Consider the following 18489-nt stretch of genomic DNA (forward strand, 5'->3'; position numbering starts at 1 on the left):
TAACCCGATCGAGGTGCGCAAACAGCGAGGAACCTCCCCTGGCGGGGTCGTGCCGTGATCGGCGGGGGTCAGCGGCCGAGGATGAGGGCCATCGCCTCGGCCCGGGTCTTGTCGCTCGTACGGAAGTCGCCGCGCACCGCCGACGTGACGGTCTTGGCGCCCGGCTTGCGCACGCCGCGCATCGTCATGCACAGGTGCTCGCACTCGACCACGACGATGACGCCGCGCGGCTCCAGGACCCGCATGAGCGCGTCGGCGATCTGCGACGTCATGCGCTCCTGCACCTGGGGCCGGCGGGCGAACACGTCGACCAGCCTGGCCAGCTTGGACAGGCCGGTCACCTGGCCGCGCTCGTTCGGGATGTACCCGACGTGCGCGACCCCGTGGAAGGGCACGAGATGGTGTTCGCAGGTGGAGTACACCTCGATGTCGCGGACGAGCACCATCTCGTCGTGGTCGACGTCGAAGACCTTGGTCAGGACGTCCTCGGGGGTCTGCCCGAGGCCGGAGAACTGCTCGGCCATCGCGCGGGCCACCCGGGAGGGGGTGTCGAGGAGGCCGTCACGGTCGGGGTCCTCGCCGATGGCGTAGAGGATCTCCCTGACGGCCTTCTCGATGCGACCGAGATCGACCCGGTCGAAAACCTCGTCGTTCCGGGTCACGCACCGTCTCCGGACGGGAAGGCGTCCTGGTGGCCCGAGGTGAGCGAGCCGTTGCCCGACAGCTCCTTCGGGGTCAGGATCGGCGGGCGGTCGGAGGGGAGCCGCTTGCCGTAGCCCGCATAGGACGGCCGGTGCTCCTTGACCACCACCGGGGCGAAGATCTGCAGCACCTGCTCGCGGGAGAGGGTCTCCTTCTCCATGAGCTCCAGCACCAGGTTGTCGAGCACGTCGCGGTACTCGACCAGGATGTCCCAGGCCTGGTCGTGCGCCGTCTCGATCATCCTGCGCACCTCCTCGTCGATCGCGGAGGCGATCTTCTCGGAGTAGTCGCGCTCGTGGCCCATCTCGCGGCCCAGGAAGACCTCGGCCTGCCCGGTGCCGAACTTGCGGGCGCCGAGCTGCTCGCTCATGCCGTACTCGGTGACCATGCGGCGGGCGACGGCGGTGGCCTTCTCGATGTCGTTGGAGGCGCCGGTGGTGGGCTCGTGGAAGACGAGCTCCTCCGCCGCGCGGCCGCCCAGCAGCATCGCGAGCTGGTCCATCATCTCGGACCTGGTGGCCAGGAACTTGTCCTCCATCGGCAGCGTCATCGTGTAACCGAGCGCGCGGCCGCGGGACAGGATCGTGATCTTGTGGACCGGGTCGGAGTTGGGCAGCGCGTGCGCCACCAGCGCGTGACCGCCCTCGTGGTAGGCGATCATCTTCTTCTCCTTGTCGGACATGACCCGCGACTTGCGCTCGGGCCCTGCCATGACACGGTCGATCGACTCCTCGAGGACGTCCATCGTGATCAGCTTCTGGTCGGCGCGCGCGGTGAGCAGCGCCGCCTCGTTGATCACGTTGGCCAGGTCGGCGCCGGTGAAGCCGGGGGTGCGCCGGGCGATGACGTCGAGGTCGACGTCGGGCGCGAACGGCTTGCCGCGGCCGTGGACCTTGAGGATGCCCTTGCGGCCCTCCAGGTCGGGACGGTCGACGGTGACCTGACGGTCGAAGCGGCCGGGACGCAGCAGCGCCGGGTCGAGGATGTCGGGGCGGTTCGTGGCGGCGATGAGGATCACGCCGCCCTTGACGTCGAAGCCGTCCATCTCGACGAGGAGCTGGTTCAGGGTCTGCTCGCGCTCGTCGTGACCGCCGCCCAGGCCGGCGCCGCGGTGGCGGCCGACGGCGTCGATCTCGTCGATGAAGATGATCGCCGGGGCGTTCGCCTTCGCCTGCTCGAACAGGTCGCGCACGCGGGAGGCGCCGACGCCGACGAACATCTCGACGAAGTCGGAACCGGAGATCGAGTAGAACGGGACGCCGGCCTCGCCGGCGACGGCGCGGGCCAGGAGGGTCTTGCCGGTGCCGGGCGGGCCGTACAGCAGCACGCCCTTGGGGATCTTGGCGCCGATCGCCTGGAACTTGGCCGGGGCCTGCAGGAACTCCTTGATCTCCTGGAGCTCCTCGATGGCCTCGTCGGCGCCCGCGACGTCGGCGAAGGTGGTCTTGGGGGTGTCCTTGGTGATCAGCTTGGCCTTGGACTTGCCGAAGTTCATCACCCGCGAGCCGCCGCCCTGCATCTGGTTCATGATGAACAGGAAGAACAGCACGATGATGACGAAGGGCAGGAAGCTCACCAGGAGGCTGACCAGGAAGTTCTCCTTGGGCACCTCGGTGGTGAAGCTCTTCGTCTTGCCGGCCTCGACCTGGGCCTGCAGCTCGTCCGTCAGCTTGCCGCCGTAGCCGGTGACCCAGTCGGACTGGATCATCCGCGTGGGGGTGTCACCTGGCTTGACCGAAATGGGGTTGGTGAGCGTCAGCTCGATGCGGTTGTCCTTGTCGACGACCTTGGCGTTGCTGACGTTTCCTGTGCGAATCTGCTGAAGGACCGTGGACGTGTCGGCCTGCTTGAAATTGCCACCGCCGCTCCAAAGCTGGGTGACGAGCAGGAGCAGCACGACGATGCCCAGGATCCACAGCAGTGGCCCACGTGTAAATCGCTTGAGATCCATCCGATGCGGAACCCCTTGCGGGCCCGTCCCTTCCTGACCATGGCCTGGAACCCCGGGTACGCCCCGGGGCCGCGGCATCCGACACCGCGACTTCTGACTACCCGAAGGGGACACACGGTCACCCTTCCGAAGTCAGAAGGTACACCGGCACAGCGCGCGGAGGGACCGCCCGCTACAACCGGTCTTGCCCTACCAACGTACGTCACGGTGGGCGATGTTCCCCGCCACGGTCAGGATTGCTACTTGTAAACGTGAGGGGCCAGAGTGCCGATGAACGGCAGGTTCCGGTAACGCTCCGCATAGTCCAGGCCGTAACCGATGACGAATTCGTTGGGGATGTCGAATCCGACGTATTTCACTTCGATCGGCACCTTGACCGCGTCGGGCTTGCGCACCGCCGTGCAGATCTCCAGCGAGGCGGGGTCGCGCGACTTCAGGTTCTCCAGCAGCCAGTGCAGGGTCAGGCCCGAGTCGATGATGTCCTCGACGATCAGGACGTGCCTGTTCATGATGTCGGTGTCGAGGTCCTTCAGCACCCGCACGACGCCGGACGACCTGGTGCCCGCCCCGTACGACGACACCGCCATCCAGTCCATCTGCACGGGCACCCGCAGCGCTCTGGCCAGGTCGGCCATGACCATGACCGCCCCCTTCAGCACGCCGACGAGCAGGAGGTCCTTGCCCGCGTAGTCCTCGTCGATGCGCCCGGCAAGCTCTTTGATCTTGGCCTGGAGCTCGTCCTCGGGAATGAGGACCTTCTCCAGGTCCCGGCCCATGTCGGCAGCGTCCACCTGTGGTTCCTTACGCGATGGGACTGATGGCGAGTATCAGGGTGCCATATCGCCGCAGGGCGGACAGTCCCCCGGGGAGGTCCACGGCCTTCTGCCCGCGCCAGTGCGTCACCAGCCGGTCCACGGCCAGCACGTGCGCGGCCGAGAGCGCCCCGGACGGCGCTCCCGCCGCGACGGCCGCGCGCCGCAGCACCCTCCTCCTGACCGCGTCGGGGAGCCCCTCCAGCTCCCGTACGGACAGGGTCACCTTCTCCGGGATATCGCTAAGAGCGCAATTCCGGTACGCCGACTCCGCCCATCCGTCGAGGGCGTCGGCGTCCTCCCTGGCGAGCCTCGCCGTCCTCGCGAGCGCCTCCGCCACCCCTGGCCCGAGCTCCTCCTCCAGCACCGGCAGCACCCGCCTGCGCACCCGCACCCGGGTGAAGCGGGGGTCGTCGTTGTGCGGGTCGTCCCACGGGTCGAGCCCGAGCGCCCGGCACGCCGCCACGGTCGTGCTCCTCGGCAGGTCGAGGAAGGGCCTGCGGTAGCGGCCCGCGACGGGCGCCATGCCCGACAGCGACCGGGGCCCGCTGCCCCTCGCCAGGCCCAGCAGCACGGTCTCCGCCTGGTCGTCCCTGGTGTGGCCGAGCAGCACCGCCGCCGCGCCGAGCCGGTCGGCCGCCTCGCCCAGCGCCGCGTAGCGCGCCTCCCTCGCCGCCGCCTCGGGGCCGCCCGCCGTGCCGACCGTGACGGCGAGCACCTCGGCGACGTCCAGGCCCAGCCCGGGGGCGAGCGCCGCCACCCGCGCGGCCCGTTCGCGCGAGCCCTCCTGCAGGCCGTGGTCGACGGTGAGCAGCCCGGCGCGCAGGCCCGCCCTCGGCGCGACGAACCCCAGCGCGGCCGCCAGCGCGAGCGAGTCGGCGCCGCCGCTGCACGCGGCGAGGACGAGCGCGCCGCGACCGAGATCGGCGAGCGACTCGCGCACGGCCCTGCGGACGTCGGCTACGGCTGGATGCGGACCCACCCAGCCATTCTCGCCGCTCCCGCCCCCGCCACGGCCGCTCTCAACCGGGAACCGGTCGCCGACAGCCGCCCAGGTGGAGGCTCAGACCAGGAGCGGTCGCCGACAGCCGCCCAGATCCAGGCTCAGACCGGGAGCGGTCCCCCACCGCCGCCCGGGCCGGGGCTCAGGCGGGACGCGTCGCCGCCGCCCAGGTCAGGGCTCAGGCCCTGAAGCGGCTGAGCCGTGGGCCCGCCCGGGCGGGGAGCGGTGGGGCCCGCCGCCGGGCTCAGGCGGGGAGGGCCGGGGTGCCGGTCACGCGGTCGATCCAGGCGCCCGGGTCGGAGATCTCGGCGGTCGTGGGCAGCGTCTCGGCAGACGTCCAGACCTTGTTGAAGCCGTCGATGCCGACCCGGCCGACCACCGTGCGGACGAACGCCGACCCCTCCGCGTACTGCTTCATCTTCAGGTCGATGCCGAGCAGGCGGCGGATCGTGCGGTCGAGACGGGAGCCGCCCTCGCGGCGCTGCGCGAACTTGGCGCGGATGTCGGCCACCGACGGCACCACCGACGGGCCGACCGCGTCCATCACGTAGTCGCCGTGCCCCTCGACCAGGGTCATCACGGCGGTGAGCCGGTCGAGGATCGCCTTCTGCGCCGGGGACTGGATCGCGTCGATCAGGTTGCCCTCGCCGCCGCGGACCACGTCGGCCACCGTGTCGGCGGCGCCGCGCAGCCGCTCGATCAGCGTGGGCAGGTCGAGGTCGGACGCGAGCAGGAACTCGGTCATCTGCGAGCGGACGTACTCGCGCAGCCACGGCACGCCCGTGAACTGCACGCGGTGCGTCTCCTCGTGCAGGCACACCCACAGCCGGAAGTCGTGCGGGTCGACGGCCATCTCGCGCTCGGCGTGGACGATGTTGGGCGCCACCAGAGTCAGGCGCCCCGTCGCCTCCAGGCCCGTCGGGTCGGGCGGCAGGAACAGCTCGTACTGGCCGAGGACGCGCGAGGCGAGGAAGGCCAGCACCGCCCCGACCTCGACCCCCGTGATGCGCGAACCGACGGCCGCGACGAGGGCGGGAGGCACGTTGGGGCCGCTCGCCATGCGCTGGGTGAGGGGTTCGAGCACGACGCGGAAGCCCTCGACGTTGGCCTTGATCCAGCCGGGCCTGTCGACGATGGTCGCCGGCTGCGGCGCCGCCTCCGTGTGGATCTTGGTGAACTCGCGCACGTGGCCCTCGGCCTCACGCGACAGCGTGCGGAGTTCGGTGACGGCCTGCCTGGCCTCCTCCCGGCTCACCTGAGGACCGGGGCGCACCAGGCGCGTGCCGGTCGTGACGGCCAGATCCCAGTCGATCACCTGCATACCGTCCACCGTACGTTGTTCTCCTCAAGACCGCGCGACGATGGCCGCGAGCCTGTCCAGCACGGGTTCGGCGGTCACCGGCACGGCGTCGGCCAGGAAGGCGAACGTGAGCAGCCTGCCGTCCTTCGCGGTGGCCAGGCCCGCCAGGGTGTTGACGTTGTTGAGCGTGCCGGTCTTGGCGCGTACCAGCCCCACCTGCGGCCTGCTGTCGGCGCCGACGAAGCGCCTGCCGTTGCCCAGCGTGCCGGAGAATCCGGCGATCGGCATGCCGGACGCGACGGCGCGCAGCTCGGGGTGCGCGGGCGAGCTCGCGATCGCGATGACCCTGGCCATCGCCTCGGCGCTGATGCGGTTGCGGATGGACAGCCCGCTGCCGTCGGTCACCAGCACGCCCTTCGTCACGCCCAGCCGGGCGAGCACCGCGAGCACCGCCTTGGACGCGCCGTCGAAGGACGCGGGCTGCCCCTCCTTGATGGCGATGTGCCGGGCGAGCGCCTCGGCGAGGTCGTTGTCGCTGAACGTCAGCGTGTGCTCGACCAGGGCGTACACGGGGGCGGACTCGACCCTGGCCAGTTCGGCGGCTCCGGCGGGGGCCGTGGTCTCCTTCACGGTCCTCGACACCGAGAGGCCCTGCTTGGCCAGCAGGCGGGCGAAGGCGGTGGCGGCGTAGGCGGCCGGGTCGGGCACGCGCGGCTGCCGCTGCCCCGGCGTCCGCCTGCCCTCGTCCATCGCCAGGGCGTGCACGGGGGCCACCTCGCCGTCGGGGATGTAGCCGGGCTTCCAGCCGGGGCAGATCGGGGTGCCGGTGAACAGCGAGTCGTCGTACGAGAGGGTGACCTTCTTCACGCCCTTCGCCTTCAGCGCGGCGGCGGTGCGCGCCGCGAGCGTGGCGAGCGACGCCTGCTTCGGGTACGAGGTCTGCTTGGCCGACGGGCCGGCGAGCAGCGGGTCGCCGCCGCCGACGAGGATCACCGCGCCGGGGGCCGTGCCCTGGACGACGCGGGTGGCGAGCTTGGTGTCGGGCCCGAGCGAGGCGAGCGCGGCGGCCGTGGTGATGACCTTGGTGGTGGAGGCGGGGACGATGCCGGCGTCGGCGTTGGAGGCGAAGATCCGCTCCCCGGTGGAGGCGTCGAGCACGACGGCGCCGACGTGGTCCCCCAGGGCGTCGTCCCCCAGCGCGTCGGTGAGCTGCTGCGTCAAAGTACCCTTAGTCGGGAGAGGTCCGTCCCCGGACTTCGCCGACAGCTGGGCCAGCACAGGCCCCGAGGTGACCACGGGGACGGGGGAAGGCTCCTTGGGAGACGCGGTCCGACCGGCCGGTGGAGACTGCCTCGTCAGCGCGCCCAGGCTGAAGTCGCTGGTCACCGCGTAGATGCCGGTGACGATCGTCAGCACCTGGAGCACGGCGAGCGTGGTCAGCATCACCCACCGCTCGTGCCGTGCCACGTCGACTGACCTCTCTCCTGGAGTTCGCTTACGAGACATTAACGCCCATCCGGGGGTACCCGGGGGGCTTGAGCGGAGGAACCGCGGTGGAGTTCGACGTTGTCGTTGAGATTCCCAAGGGGCAACGGAACAAGTACGAAGTGGACCATGAAACCGGCAAGATTCGCCTCGACCGGCTTCTGTTCACCTCCACGCAGTACCCCGCCGACTACGGCTTCATCGAGAACACCCTCGGTGAGGACGGCGACCCCCTCGACGCGCTGGTGCTGCTGCAGGAGCCGACGTTCCCCGGCTGCTACATCACCTGCCGCGCCGTCGGCATGTTCCGCATGACCGACGAGAAGGGCGGCGACGACAAGGTCCTCTGCGTGCCGTCCACCGACCCGCGCATGCACCACATCCAGGACATCCACCACGTGTCCGAGTTCGACCGGCTGGAGATCCAGCACTTCTTCGAGGTCTACAAGGACCTCGAACCCGGCAAGTCGGTCGAGGGCGCCAACTGGGTGGGCCGCGTCGAGGCCGAGGCCGAGATCGAGCGCTCCTTCGAGCGGGCCAAGGCCGCCGGTCACCACCACTGACCGGCTCCCCGCCGGTCACCGCGCGACCGACCGGCTCCCCGCCGGTCACAGCGGGTCAGCGGGCCTGGTGGCCCCCACCAGGTCCCCCCGCCAGATCGAGGCGACCCGCACCACGTCGCCCGTCTGCGGCGCGTGCACCATCAGGCCGCGCCCGACGTAGATGCCGACGTGGTGGATCGTCCCGGGGTCGCTGCTGACGTAGCCGAAGAAGAGCAGGTCGCCGCGCTGGAGCTGGTCGAGCGGCACGTGCGGGCCCGCCGTCCACTGGGTGCCCGTCCAGTGGTCGAGCGGCACCCCGGCCTGCTCCCACGCCCGCATCGTCAGGCCCGAGCAGTCGTAGGTGTCGGGGCCGTCGGCCGCCCACACGTACGGCTTGCCGAGCTGCGTGAGCGCCCAGTTCGCCGCGACGTCGCCCATGCTGCTGCCCTTGGCGAGCGCGATGCGCGGCAGGGCCTCGGCGCGCTGCCTGGCCAGGAGCTGGGCGCGGCCGCGGGCGGCGTCCACCCGCTCCTGGAGCTCGTGCCTGCGGGCCCGCAGCTCCTTCGTCTCGCCGCGCTGCGACTCGACGGCGGCCTGCGCGGCGGCCTTGGCCTGCCCTGCGCGCTCGGCGGCGGCCTGCCTGGCCGCGTAGGCGTTGGCCGCCTGCGTGCGCAGGATGGCGGCCACCTCCTGCGTGTCGCGCATCCGCTGCAGCACCTCGCCCTGCTCGTCGCCGACCTGCTGCAGCAGGCTCGACTGGTACAGGTAGTCGCCGGAGCCGTCCTGCCCGGGCAGCAGCCCCATCACCGAGCGCACCAGCGCCATCCCGCCGTACGCCTCCACCGCCAGCGCCGCCACGCCCTGCCGCGCCTGCTCCACCTCGGCGTCGGCCGCGGCCAGGCGCCCCTTGGCCAGCGCGTACTCCTCCTCGGCCCGCCGCAGCGCGACCTGCTCCCCGTTGTACGCCTCGACCAGCCGCTCGACCCGGGCCGTCAGGTCGTCGAGCCGCGACTGCGCGTGGACCAGCCGGGCGCTCGCCACCCCCAGCCGTTGGGACCGTTCCCGTACGGTCTCGCGCGCCTTGACCACGTCGCGGCGGGTCGGCACGCGGTCGGCGTGGACGGGCGGGCACAGGGCGGCGACGAGGCAGCCCGCGACGAGCCCTGCCGTGATCGAGCGCATGAGTCCCCCTTGCTACAGCGCGTGGAACAGCAGTAACTCCATGCACATGATTCCCGGCAATTCACTCACGTAACGTGAGGGGTCAGCGCAGGCGGAAGAGGCGTTCGATCCAGGGGCGCAGCCCCACGGCCGGCGGCGCGCCGGCCCGGGGGTAGGTGAAGACGGGCGCCTGGGTGCCGTACGCCTCGCGCAGCTCGGCGGCCCTGCACCAGTCGGCGCCCACCTTGCCGGCGGCCCAGGCGGCGGCGAGCGCGGCCCGCGACTCCGGCTGCCTGTCGTAGGTCTGGAACAGCGTCATCGCCGCGCCCGCCGCCGCGTGTCCGTCGCGCGGGTAGGCGGTGGCGGCCAGGTAGGGGGCGGCGACGCGGCCGCCGTGGCAGGTGTCGAGCGCCCACGTCCAGTTGGCGAGGACGAGGTCGAGCACGGGGTCGGGGACGTCGGCGGCGGCGGTGTACATGCGTTCCTGGCGGGGCCCGGACAGGCGGCGGGGGTCCCAGAGCCAGCCGAGCTCCTCGGGGGCCTCGCCCGCGGCCAGCCACGACAGCACCGCGAGGCCGCGCGCGGTGCGCAGGCGGCACAGGTCGAGCAGGTGGCGCAGCATGCGGGGGCCCCGGTCGAGCCACACCGGCCAGGACACGCGATGCCCCCGCTCGACGAGGTCGCCCAGCTCCCGGGGGACGGGGAGCGGGCAGACCCGCGTGCCGAGGTGGGGGTCGTCGCGCAGCTCGTACGCCTCCACGGGCTCAGCCGCTCTGGACCGGGGCGGAGGTGGCCGTAGGCTGCTGCGTGGCCGTCGGGGAGGACGAGGGCGTGCCGGACTGCGGCTCCTGGGTGGGCGTCGCGGTGGGGGTGCCGGTGGGGGTGCCGGTGGGACCGCCGGTGGGGGTGCCCGTGGGGCCGCCGGTGGGCGTGGCCGTCTTCGTCGGGGTGGGTGTGGCGGGCTTCGTGGGCGGGGACGGCGGTGGGGTCCTGGTGGGGGTCTTCGTGGGGCAGGGCGTCTTCGTGGGCCTGCCGCCGGGCCGCGGCGGCGGCTCGCCGGGCTGGACGGACGGCCCAGGCCCCCCGGGCCCCTGGCCGGGAGCGTCGCCGGGCGGCTGCTGGCCGCCGGGGCCGCCCGGGGTGGCGGGCCGTGACGCGGGAGGCGACGGCACGCCCGGGGGCGGCACCTGCGGCGAGGCCACCGGCGCCGGCTGCCCCGCGGGCGGCGTGCCCTGGACGAGGCCGATGGGGCGGGTGCCGGTGCTGTTGAGCTCGGGTTCCGCGAGCGCGGGGGCGGGCGAGGAGCCGGGACGCCAGGGCAGCGGCAGCGCCGGCTGCTCACCCGACGGCGGGAACGCGGCCGTGGCGACCGCCGACAGGCCGCCCGGCTCCCTGCCGAACTGCTGGAAGACGAACGCTATCGCCACCACGGTCGCGACCGCCGCCAGCGCGCCCGCCACCGCCTGAGGCCACCGGTGACCCGGCCTGCCGGCGGGAACGGGAAATCCGGCGGGGTCGAGCGCCCCCGCGCGCCTGGCGACGTACCCGCGGTAGGGCAGCAGTTCGGGATCGGCGAAGCAGCTCATGACCCTGACCCGCAGCGCGTCGGGCGGCGTGACGGGCGGCAGCAGCTCGAAGACCTTCGCCGTGGAGACCTGGCGGCCCCGGTGCGGCGCGCAGACCTCGCACCTGGCCAGATGCCTGACCAGCTGCTCGCGCATCTCGGGCGTCATCCGGCCGGAGAAGCCGGTGAGGATGCGGGCGCGGCGCGGGCAGTCGTAGGGGCCCTTGCCGGCCAGCACCTCGGCGGTGACGGCGTCGCGCAGCCGCTCGCGGGCGGCCTCCTGCGCCTCCTCGACCTGCCGCGCGGACAGGCCGAGCACCTGCGACAGCTCCCGGACGGGCAGATCCTGCGCGGCGGTGAGCTCCAGCACCTCGCGGTCGGCCGCGGGCAGGCCCATGACCGCGTTCCACGCCATGACGCGCAGGTCGGCGTCGGCGGGGTCGTCGAGCGGCGGCGCCTCCGCGGGCGGCTCGTCGGCGCCCGGCGGCGCGGCCAGGCGGCGGCGCACGCACTCGCCGCGCGCGAGCGCCAGCAGCCAGGGACGCAGCCGGTCGGGATCGGCGAGCGCCGCCGCGTGGGCCTCGGCCGCGATCAGCGTGTCGCGGAGGGCCACCTGGGCGCTCTCGGAGTTGAGGAGAAGGGACCAGCAGTATCGGTAGACGCTCTCGGCGTGCCCGTCGTAGAGGGCGCCGAGGGCTGCCGGATCGCGGGCGCGGAGTGCCTCGACCAGAGCGTGGTCATTCATGTGACCGAAGGTAATGGATTAGTAACTGGCAGTTCTACCGATTCCGCGCCAATGACTGAGCGAGTCGGAAGCGGCTCGTGCGGGGCCCCGAAGGGCGGCCGAGCCGCTTTATCCCGACATTTCAATAAACCCCGCTGTCAGAGAACGGTGCGGGGAATTACGGTTTCAGTTCGGACATCGCCTGGCTGCCGCGGTCCACGTCGAACGGCCGCGTGCGCGGCTTGACGGTGTGCACCGGCACGGCGCCGCCCAGGGCCAGATCCTCGTACGGCCGCCCGGTCGAGCCCCACGTCCGCGCCGTGACCTCGGTCTTCGCCACCTTGGACGTCCGCGGCAGCCCCGCCACCGTGAGGATGAACCTGGGCAGGCTGCTCGTCTTCACGTCGTCCACGAAGGCGCTGCCGCCGCCCAGCAGTTTGCCCGCGGCGTCGCGCAGCAGGGCGCTCACGACGAGCGTGCTCGCCGCGAGTTTGTACGGATTCCCCACATATCCCGTAATGAGATATGAGCCGTCTTTTTGGCGCATTGTCTGTACGCGGGAGATGGGGAACTGCTGGAACGCCGAAGGGATCCTGGCCGCCTGCCGCCACCGCGCCGGCCGGTAGGTGATCGTCACGCTCGCCGGCTTCCCGGTGGCGCTCGCCTGCCCCGTGAACGGCAGCGTGCCGCCCGGCGGCACCGCGTCGAGCGGCTGCTCCATCCTCACCACCTCGGCGCCCGAGGCGTCGCGGCCCACGACCGTCGCCACGACGTGCTCGCCGAAGTGCCACGGGTTGGCGTTGCTCAGCACGCCCGCCCAGGTGACGGCGTACCCGTCCGACGACTTGACGATGTTCGACACCTGCTCCTTGAGCGTGAGCGGCTTGAGCTGTTGCACCGGCTTGGGCTCCTCTGAGCACCCGGTGAGGCAGCCGGCGAGGCAGATCGCCCCGAGTGCGAGGAGGCTGACGGTTCGGCTAGGCGGGATCACTTTGCCGTGATAACCCGCGCCCGGACACTCCGGGCGCGGGACACGCGCCAGCCGTACCAACTCTTTAACGCGTCCCGTCCGACGCTCCGCGCCCCGCCGGGTCAGCGCTGCCGGACGACCCGCTTCTCGTCCCAGACCGGCTCGGGCGACTCGTAGACGGCGCCGTCGGAGCCGAAGACGAGGAAGCGGTCGAAGTCGGCCGCGAACCAGCGGTCGTGCGTCACCGCCAGCACCGTGCCGTCGAACGCGTCGAGACCCGCCTGCAGCGCCTCGGCGCTGGCCAGGTCGAGGTTGTCGGTCGGCTCGTCCAGCAGCAGCAGGGTCGCGCCCGACAGCTCCAGCAGCAGGATCTGCAGGCGGGCCTGCTGGCCCCCTGACAGCGTCTCGAAGCGCTGCTCGGCGATCGTGCCCGCCAGCTCGTAGCGGGCCAGCGTCTTCATCGCCTCGTTCTTCAGCCTGGCGTGCTCCGTCATGACGATCTCGACCGGCGTGCGGCCCAGCAGGTCGGGACGCGCGTGCGTCTGGGCGAAGTGCCCCGGCACCACGCGCGCGCCCAGCCGGCCGACGCCCGCGTGCGCCACCGGCTCCCCGGCCAGCAGCCGCAGGAAGTGCGACTTGCCCGAGCCGTTCGAGCCGAGCACCGCCACCCGCTCGCCGTACCAGACCTCCAGGTCGAACGGGCGCATCAGGCCCGTCAGCTCCAGCCCCTCGCAGATCACCGCGCGCTTGCCGGTGCGCCCGCCCTTCAGCCGCATGCTGATCTGCTGGTCGTTCGGCGCCACCTCAGGCGGGCCCGCCTCCACGAACTTGCGCAGCCGCGTCTGCGCCGCGTGGTAGGCGGCCGCCATGCCGTCGTTGTACCTGGCCTTGTTCTTCAGCATGTTGACCAGGGCCTTGAGCTTCGCGTGCTCCTCGTCCCAGCGCCTGCGCAGCTCGTCGAGGCGCTCGTTGCGGGCCTTGCGCGCCTCGGCGTACGTGGCGAAACCGCCGCCGTGGATCCAGACGTTGCCCGACTCGACCGTGACGATGCGGTCGGCGGCGTTCGCGAGGAGCTGGCGGTCGTGGCTGACCAGCAGCACCGTCTTGGGCGTCTCCCTGAGCTGCCGCTCCAGCCACTCCTTGCCGGGCACGTCGAGGTAGTTGTCGGGCTCGTCGAGCAGCAGCGTCTGGTCGGGGCCGCGCAGCAGCGCCTCCAGCACGAGCCGCTTCTGCTCGCCGCCGGACAGCGTCGAGACGTCGCGGTACTTCACCCGCTCGAACGGCACGCCGAGCGCCGCCACCGTGCAGGTGTCCCAGAGCACCTCGATGTCGTAGCCGCCCGCGTCGGTGTAGTCGCTGATGGCCTGCGCGTAACGCATCTGCGTCTTCTCGTCGTCGCGCTCCATCATCACCAGCTCGGCCGCGTCGAGCCGCTCCGCCGCCGCGCGCACCGCCGGGGGCGCCACGCCCAGCAGCAGGTCGCGTACGGTGCTGCCGTCGCGCACGCTGCCGATGAACTGCCGCATCACGCCCAGGCCGCCGGAGCTGGCGACGCTGCCGTCGACCGGCTGGAGGTCGCCCGCGATCAGGCGCATGAGGGTGGTCTTGCCCGCGCCGTTGGGCCCGACGAGCGCCGCCTTGACGCCCTCGCCGATGCGGAAGGACACGTCGTCGAGCAGGGGCCGCCCGTCGGGCAGCACGTACGTGAGATGTCCTACTTCGACGTGACCCATTGGCGCAGGGTATCGACTGCGACCCCGCCCTTTCACCCGGTTTTCCCGCCGCCCGCCCGGCACCGGCGGCAGGAGGGCACCCTGGACACCAAGTGATCTAATGACTAGAACTGTAGGGAACCCCCAGCCCTAGGGACGTGTCATGTCGCGTTTGCGCTCCGCCCTCGCCCCCCTGGTCGCCGCCGTCCTCGCACTGTCCGTCGCCTGCCCGCCCGCCTCGGCCGCGCCTCCCCAGCCGCCGCCCGCCGCCGCGGACGGCTGCGTGCGCACCGTCGCGGGCGCGGCCGTGGACGCCCGGCTGACCGGCCTGTTCACCGCGTACGGCAACGACAACAGCCGCTTGGACGACTGGACGGGCGCCGACGGCACGTACTCCCTGCGCCTGCCCAGCGGGCGCGAACTGTGGGTGTTCTCCGACACCTTCCTCGGCCAGGTCGACCCCGACGGCTCGCGGCCCCCCGTGGTGGAGGAGGGCGGCACCACCGTCTTCCTCAACAACTCCTTCGCCGTCGAGCGCGACGGCAGGCTCTCCACCATCCACGGCGGCACCGAGCAGCGGCCCGCCGCCGTGATGCCGCCGCGCGACGAGGACCACTGGTTCTGGGCGGGCGACGCCACCCTCGCGGGCGGCCTGGTCGAGGTCACCTACCAGGAGTACGAGCGGTTCGGCCCCGGCGCGTGGGACTGGCGCTGGCACAGGAACGTCGTCGCCAGGTTCGCCCCCGGCCGCCTCGACCGGCCGGTCAGCGTGCACGACCTGCCGTCGGGGCACGGGGTGTCCTGGGCCTCGGGGCTGCTCAAGGACGGCGGTTTCACCTACGTCTACGGCGTCGAGGACCTCGGCTCGCCCAAGTACATGCACGTCGCCCGGGTGAAGGGGCAGAGCCTGCTCGGCGACTGGGAGTTCCTGAAGGCCGACGGCACCTGGTCGCCGGACGAGGGCGACTCGGCGCGGATCATGAGCGGCGTGGCCAACGAGTACAGCGTCAGCCGGCTGGGGCGGGGGTACGTCCTGATCACCCACGACACGACCGAGGTGCTCAGCCCGCGCATCGTGGCCTCCTTCTCGTGCTCGCCCGCCGGCCCGTTCACCGGCAGGCAGGTCGTCTACACGACCCCCGAGACCGGCGGGAACGTGTTCACCTACAACGCGCACGCCCACCCCGACGTCGCCGGGCAGGGGCTGGTGGTGTCGTACAACGTCAACAGCTTCGTCAACACCGACCACTACCGGGACGTGTCGATCTACCGGCCCCGCTTCATCGACGTGAGCTTCGAGTGAGGCGCAACTGGGGGGCGCGGCTGCGCCGGGTCGTCGTCGAGGGGCTGGACGCGGTCGTGCTGGAGAACGAGCGGTTGCGCGTCACGGTCCTGCCGGGCAAGGGCGGCGACGTGGTGGAGTTCCTCCACAAGCCGACCGACACCGACCTCGTGTGGCTGTCCCCCCAGGGGCTGCGCGACCCGCGCGGTCACCTCCACGGCGCCGCCGACGACGTCGCCGCCTTCACCGACCACTACGAGGGCGGCTGGCAGGAGGTCTTCCCCAACGGGGGCGCGCCCTGCGAGTACCGGGGCGCGCGGCTGGCCCAGCACGGCGAGGTGTCCGGGCTGCCGTGGGACTGCGCCGTCGTCGCCGACTCCGAGCAGGAGGTCGCGGTACGCCTCACCGTGCGGACGCGGCGGCTGCCGTACCGGCTGGAGAAGACGTTCAGGCTGGCGGCGGGGACGGCGGCGCTGGAGGTCGAGGGGCGCGCGTCGAACGAGGCGGGCGTGGCGCTGCACGCCATGTGGGGCCAGCACCTCGTGTTCGGCAGGCCGTTCCTGCGGCCTGGCGCGACGATCAGGCTGCCGGACGGCGTGAGCGTCGTCCCGCACGAGACCCCGATCACCCCGCCGCGCCGCAGGGTGCGGGCCGGCGGCCCCTGGGCCTGGCCGGTCGTGCCCGCCGACGCGGGCGGCGAGACCGACCTGAGCGTGGTGCCCGAGCCGGGCGGCCCGAGCGACATCGTCTACCTGACAGGCTTCCCCGCCACCGGCTGGTACGAGGTCAGGGCGGACGTCGGCATGCGCGTGGAGTGGGACGCGACGCTCATGCCGTACCTGTGGATGTGGCAGGAGCTCGGCGCGTCCACCGGGTATCCCTGGTGGGGACGGGCGTACACGGTGGGCCTCGAACCGTTCGCGGGCATGCCGACCGGCGGCCTGGCCGCGGCGGTGTCCAACGGCACGGCGCTGCTGCTGGCCCCGTACGGGACGAAGGTGTCGCGATGGCGCGCGGAGGTGGTGGCGTGAGCGAGTTCGCGGGGAAGGTGGCGCTGGTCACGGGCGGCTCGACGGGCATCGGCAGGGCGGTCGTGGACCGTCTGGCCGCCGACGGCGCGTCGGTGGTGTTCTGCGGCGCGGACGAGGGGGCCGCGCGCGACACCGGGCAGGTGGTGGGCGTCGTCGCCGACGTACGGCGCGCGGCCGACACGCAGGGGCTGGTGGACCTGGCGGTGTCCAGGTTCGGCGGGCTCGACGCGGTCGTGACGTGCGCGGGCGTCCAGCGGTACGGCACGGTCGAGGACACCCCCGAGGAGGTCTGGGACGAGGTGCTCGACGTCAACCTCAAGGGCGTCTACCTCACCTGCCGGGCCGCCGTGCCCGCGCTGCGGGCGCGCGGCGGCGGGTCCGTCGTGGTGGTGTCGTCGGTGCAGGCGTTCGCGTCGCAGGCGCGGGTGGCGGCGTACACGGCGAGCAAGGCGGCGCTGAACGGCCTGACCAGGGCGATGGCGCTGGACCACGCCGCCGACGGCATCCGGGTGAACGTCGTGTGCCCCGGCTCGGTGGACACGCCGATGCTGCGCTGGGCGGCCGACCTGTGGAGGGGGCCGCTGACGCAGGACGAGCAGGTGGAGCGGTGGGGCCGCGCCCATCCGCTGGGCCGGGTCGCCAGGCCGGAGGAGGTCGCCGAGCTCGTCGCGTTCCTCGCCGGGCCGCGCTCGTCGTTCATCACGGGGGCGGAGCACCGCGTGGACGGCGGGCTGCTGGCCCGCAACCCAGCGGCGCTGCCCGACTGACACGGGCCCGGGAACGCCGGGCATGGCCCGGACACGGCAGGACAGGGCAGGGCAGGGCAGGACACGGCAGGGCACGGCAAGGGGACGGCAAGGAAAGCGTCAACGGCGGCGGGCGGCGGGCGGGGCGGCTGGTACCAGTGGGGCCGTGAGAGCGTCCACACGGGCCCGGTCCGCGCAGGGCCGGCCCTTCAAGGCCCTATCCACCTGGGTGGCCCTGGCGGCCGCCGCCGCGCTGGTGGCCGTGCCCGGCCCCGCCTCGGCGAGCCCGCGCGCCACCTGCGCGGCCGGCCGCGTCTGCCTGTACGCGAGCTTCGACTTCAACCGGGGCGAGGAGGACCGCTGGCACGACTTCATCGGCGACGACTCCGACCTGTCCGACAACATCTGGCTGGACGGCGACTTCGCCGGCACCGGCCAGAGCATGGACGACGAGGCCAGCTCCGTCAGGAACCGGGCCGGGTGCACCGTCACCCTGTGGCAGTACCCGGGCTACACGGGGGCGCACAGCACGTTCGCCGACGGCGCGAACGACGGCTTCCTCGCCAACAACTCCGTCGGCAACAACCGCGCCAGCTCCCTCGACATCTGGTGCGCCTGACCCGCGGCCGGCCCGCCGGCCTTCCGACCCCGCCGCCGCTCCCCCTCGCGCTCGCGCTCGCGGGGACGTTGGCGTCGGCCGCGTGCGCCGCGTCCGCGCCGCCCGCGGCCACGCCGTCCAGCCGGATCGGCTCGGTCTCCGACCTGGTGCTGCCGTTCGACTCGTACAAGCCGAACCCGGCGCAGCGGGCGCTGCTCGGCCGGGCCCACGGCATGCTGGTGGGACGCTGCATGGCGGAGAACGGCCTCGACGTCAGCCCGCCCACCGAGGACGCCACCGCCGCCACCGCCGACCCCGGCAACGCCCGCAGGTACGGCGTCGTCGACACGGCGGCCGCCCGGCGCCACGGCTACCACCTGGACCGCCCCTCGTCGCGGGGCTCGTCCGCCGCGTGGGCGGCCGCGCTGCCGAAGCCGGCGCGGCTCCGCCTGTACGGCACCGCCGCCGACCGCGGCTGCCTCGACCGCGCCTCGCTCGCGCTGGACCGGGGCTCGCGCAAGGCCGACTGGGCGTGGCTGGCGCTCCAGGACTCCCTGACGCTGGACCAGGCGGCCAAGCGGCCCGCCGTGGCGGCGGCGGAGGAGCGCTGGCGGTCGTGCATGACGCAGGAGGGCTACGCCTACCCCGACCCGGAGGCGGCCATCGCCGACCGCCGCTGGAACCTCGACGGGCAGAAGGTGACGGAGGAGGAGAAGCGGACGGCGACGGCCGACGCCATGTGCAAGTGGGCCTCCGGCCTGGTCTCCGCCTGGTACACGGCCGACGCCGAGCTGCAGCGGGCGGTCGTGCGCGACAACCCGGAGCGGTTCGCCCGGCTGCGCGACAACCTGCTCGACCGGCTCGGCCGCGCCGCCCAGGTCCTCGGCGGGCGGCGCGGCTAGCGCC

At 72.8% G+C, this 18489-nt stretch carries 17 protein-coding genes; 6 read left to right on the top strand and 11 right to left on the bottom strand.

What is annotated here, in order from left to right:
• Positions 1-68 precede the first annotated feature (68 nt).
• The 6 genes from folE to dacB form a co-directional block, all read right to left on the bottom strand.
• Positions 69-662, bottom strand: a complete 594-nt coding sequence (folE, locus tag BMX74_RS32610) for a GTP cyclohydrolase I FolE (protein WP_055508825.1) — start codon at positions 660-662, stop codon at positions 69-71.
• A complete protein-coding gene (ftsH, locus tag BMX74_RS32615; RefSeq protein ID WP_055508823.1) occupies positions 659-2653 on the bottom strand; it encodes an ATP-dependent zinc metalloprotease FtsH in 1995 nt (664 codons plus the stop codon). Before ftsH ends, folE begins: the two co-directional genes overlap by 4 nt.
• A gap of 239 nt (positions 2654-2892) precedes the next feature.
• A complete protein-coding gene (gene hpt, locus BMX74_RS32620) occupies positions 2893-3444 on the bottom strand; it encodes a hypoxanthine phosphoribosyltransferase (RefSeq protein WP_055508821.1) in 552 nt (183 codons plus the stop codon).
• 10 nt (positions 3445-3454) lie between these two features.
• Positions 3455-4447, bottom strand: coding sequence for a tRNA lysidine(34) synthetase TilS (gene tilS / locus BMX74_RS32625; RefSeq protein ID WP_055508819.1), 993 nt, complete (start codon positions 4445-4447; stop codon positions 3455-3457).
• Positions 4448-4712: 265 nt separating this feature from the next.
• Positions 4713-5789: a zinc-dependent metalloprotease gene (locus BMX74_RS32630; RefSeq protein WP_176573575.1), complete on the bottom strand. Its 1077-nt coding sequence runs from the start codon at positions 5787-5789 to the stop codon at positions 4713-4715.
• Between the two features lie 24 nt (positions 5790-5813).
• Entirely contained in the window at positions 5814-7235 is a 1422-nt protein-coding gene (gene dacB, locus BMX74_RS32635; RefSeq protein ID WP_082535593.1) for a D-alanyl-D-alanine carboxypeptidase/D-alanyl-D-alanine endopeptidase, read from the bottom strand.
• A gap of 86 nt (positions 7236-7321) precedes the next feature.
• On the opposite strand from dacB, the gene BMX74_RS32640 reads away from it, so the two are divergent.
• Entirely contained in the window at positions 7322-7816 is a 495-nt protein-coding gene (locus BMX74_RS32640) for an inorganic diphosphatase (RefSeq protein ID WP_055508817.1), read from the top strand.
• Between the two features lie 45 nt (positions 7817-7861).
• Here BMX74_RS32640 and BMX74_RS32645 read toward each other — a convergent pair whose 3' ends face one another.
• The 5 genes from BMX74_RS32645 to BMX74_RS32665 all read right to left on the bottom strand — a co-directional run bounded on the left by BMX74_RS32645 (position 7862) and on the right by BMX74_RS32665 (position 13947).
• Positions 7862-8977: a C40 family peptidase gene (locus BMX74_RS32645; RefSeq protein ID WP_055508815.1), complete on the bottom strand. Its 1116-nt coding sequence runs from the start codon at positions 8975-8977 to the stop codon at positions 7862-7864.
• 82 nt (positions 8978-9059) lie between these two features.
• Positions 9060-9716, bottom strand: a complete 657-nt coding sequence (locus BMX74_RS32650) for a hypothetical protein (RefSeq protein WP_091104424.1) — start codon at positions 9714-9716, stop codon at positions 9060-9062.
• A gap of 4 nt (positions 9717-9720) precedes the next feature.
• Positions 9721-11265, bottom strand: a complete 1545-nt coding sequence (locus BMX74_RS32655) for a sigma-70 family RNA polymerase sigma factor (protein ID WP_055508811.1) — start codon at positions 11263-11265, stop codon at positions 9721-9723.
• 157 nt (positions 11266-11422) lie between these two features.
• Positions 11423-12142, bottom strand: coding sequence for a hypothetical protein (locus BMX74_RS32660; RefSeq protein WP_236715113.1), 720 nt, complete (start codon positions 12140-12142; stop codon positions 11423-11425).
• 194 nt (positions 12143-12336) lie between these two features.
• Positions 12337-13947: an ABC-F family ATP-binding cassette domain-containing protein gene (locus BMX74_RS32665; RefSeq protein ID WP_055508807.1), complete on the bottom strand. Its 1611-nt coding sequence runs from the start codon at positions 13945-13947 to the stop codon at positions 12337-12339.
• 142 nt (positions 13948-14089) lie between these two features.
• On the opposite strand from BMX74_RS32665, the gene BMX74_RS32670 reads away from it, so the two are divergent.
• The 5 genes from BMX74_RS32670 to BMX74_RS32690 all read left to right on the top strand — a co-directional run bounded on the left by BMX74_RS32670 (position 14090) and on the right by BMX74_RS32690 (position 18485).
• Positions 14090-15229 carry a hypothetical protein gene (locus BMX74_RS32670; RefSeq protein WP_055508806.1) on the top strand — a complete coding sequence of 380 codons (1140 nt, stop codon included), beginning with the start codon at positions 14090-14092 and terminating at the stop codon, positions 15227-15229.
• Positions 15226-16239 carry a DUF4432 family protein gene (locus tag BMX74_RS32675; RefSeq protein WP_055508804.1) on the top strand — a complete coding sequence of 338 codons (1014 nt, stop codon included), beginning with the start codon at positions 15226-15228 and terminating at the stop codon, positions 16237-16239. The genes BMX74_RS32670 and BMX74_RS32675 overlap by 4 nt, the downstream gene beginning before the upstream one ends.
• On the top strand, positions 16236-17006 hold the full coding sequence (locus tag BMX74_RS32680; RefSeq protein WP_055508802.1) for an SDR family NAD(P)-dependent oxidoreductase: 771 nt from the start codon (positions 16236-16238) through the stop codon (positions 17004-17006). The genes BMX74_RS32675 and BMX74_RS32680 overlap by 4 nt, the downstream gene beginning before the upstream one ends.
• A 145-nt stretch (positions 17007-17151) precedes the next feature.
• Complete coding sequence (locus BMX74_RS32685) at positions 17152-17604, top strand: peptidase inhibitor family I36 protein (RefSeq protein WP_143078840.1); 453 nt, start codon at positions 17152-17154, stop codon at positions 17602-17604.
• Positions 17595-18485 carry a hypothetical protein gene (locus tag BMX74_RS32690; protein ID WP_091104427.1) on the top strand — a complete coding sequence of 297 codons (891 nt, stop codon included), beginning with the start codon at positions 17595-17597 and terminating at the stop codon, positions 18483-18485. The genes BMX74_RS32685 and BMX74_RS32690 overlap by 10 nt, the downstream gene beginning before the upstream one ends.
• Positions 18486-18489 lie beyond the last annotated feature (4 nt).

It is taken from the genome of Nonomuraea pusilla, from assembly GCF_900109355.1.
GTDB lineage: Bacteria > Actinomycetota > Actinomycetes > Streptosporangiales > Streptosporangiaceae > Nonomuraea > Nonomuraea pusilla.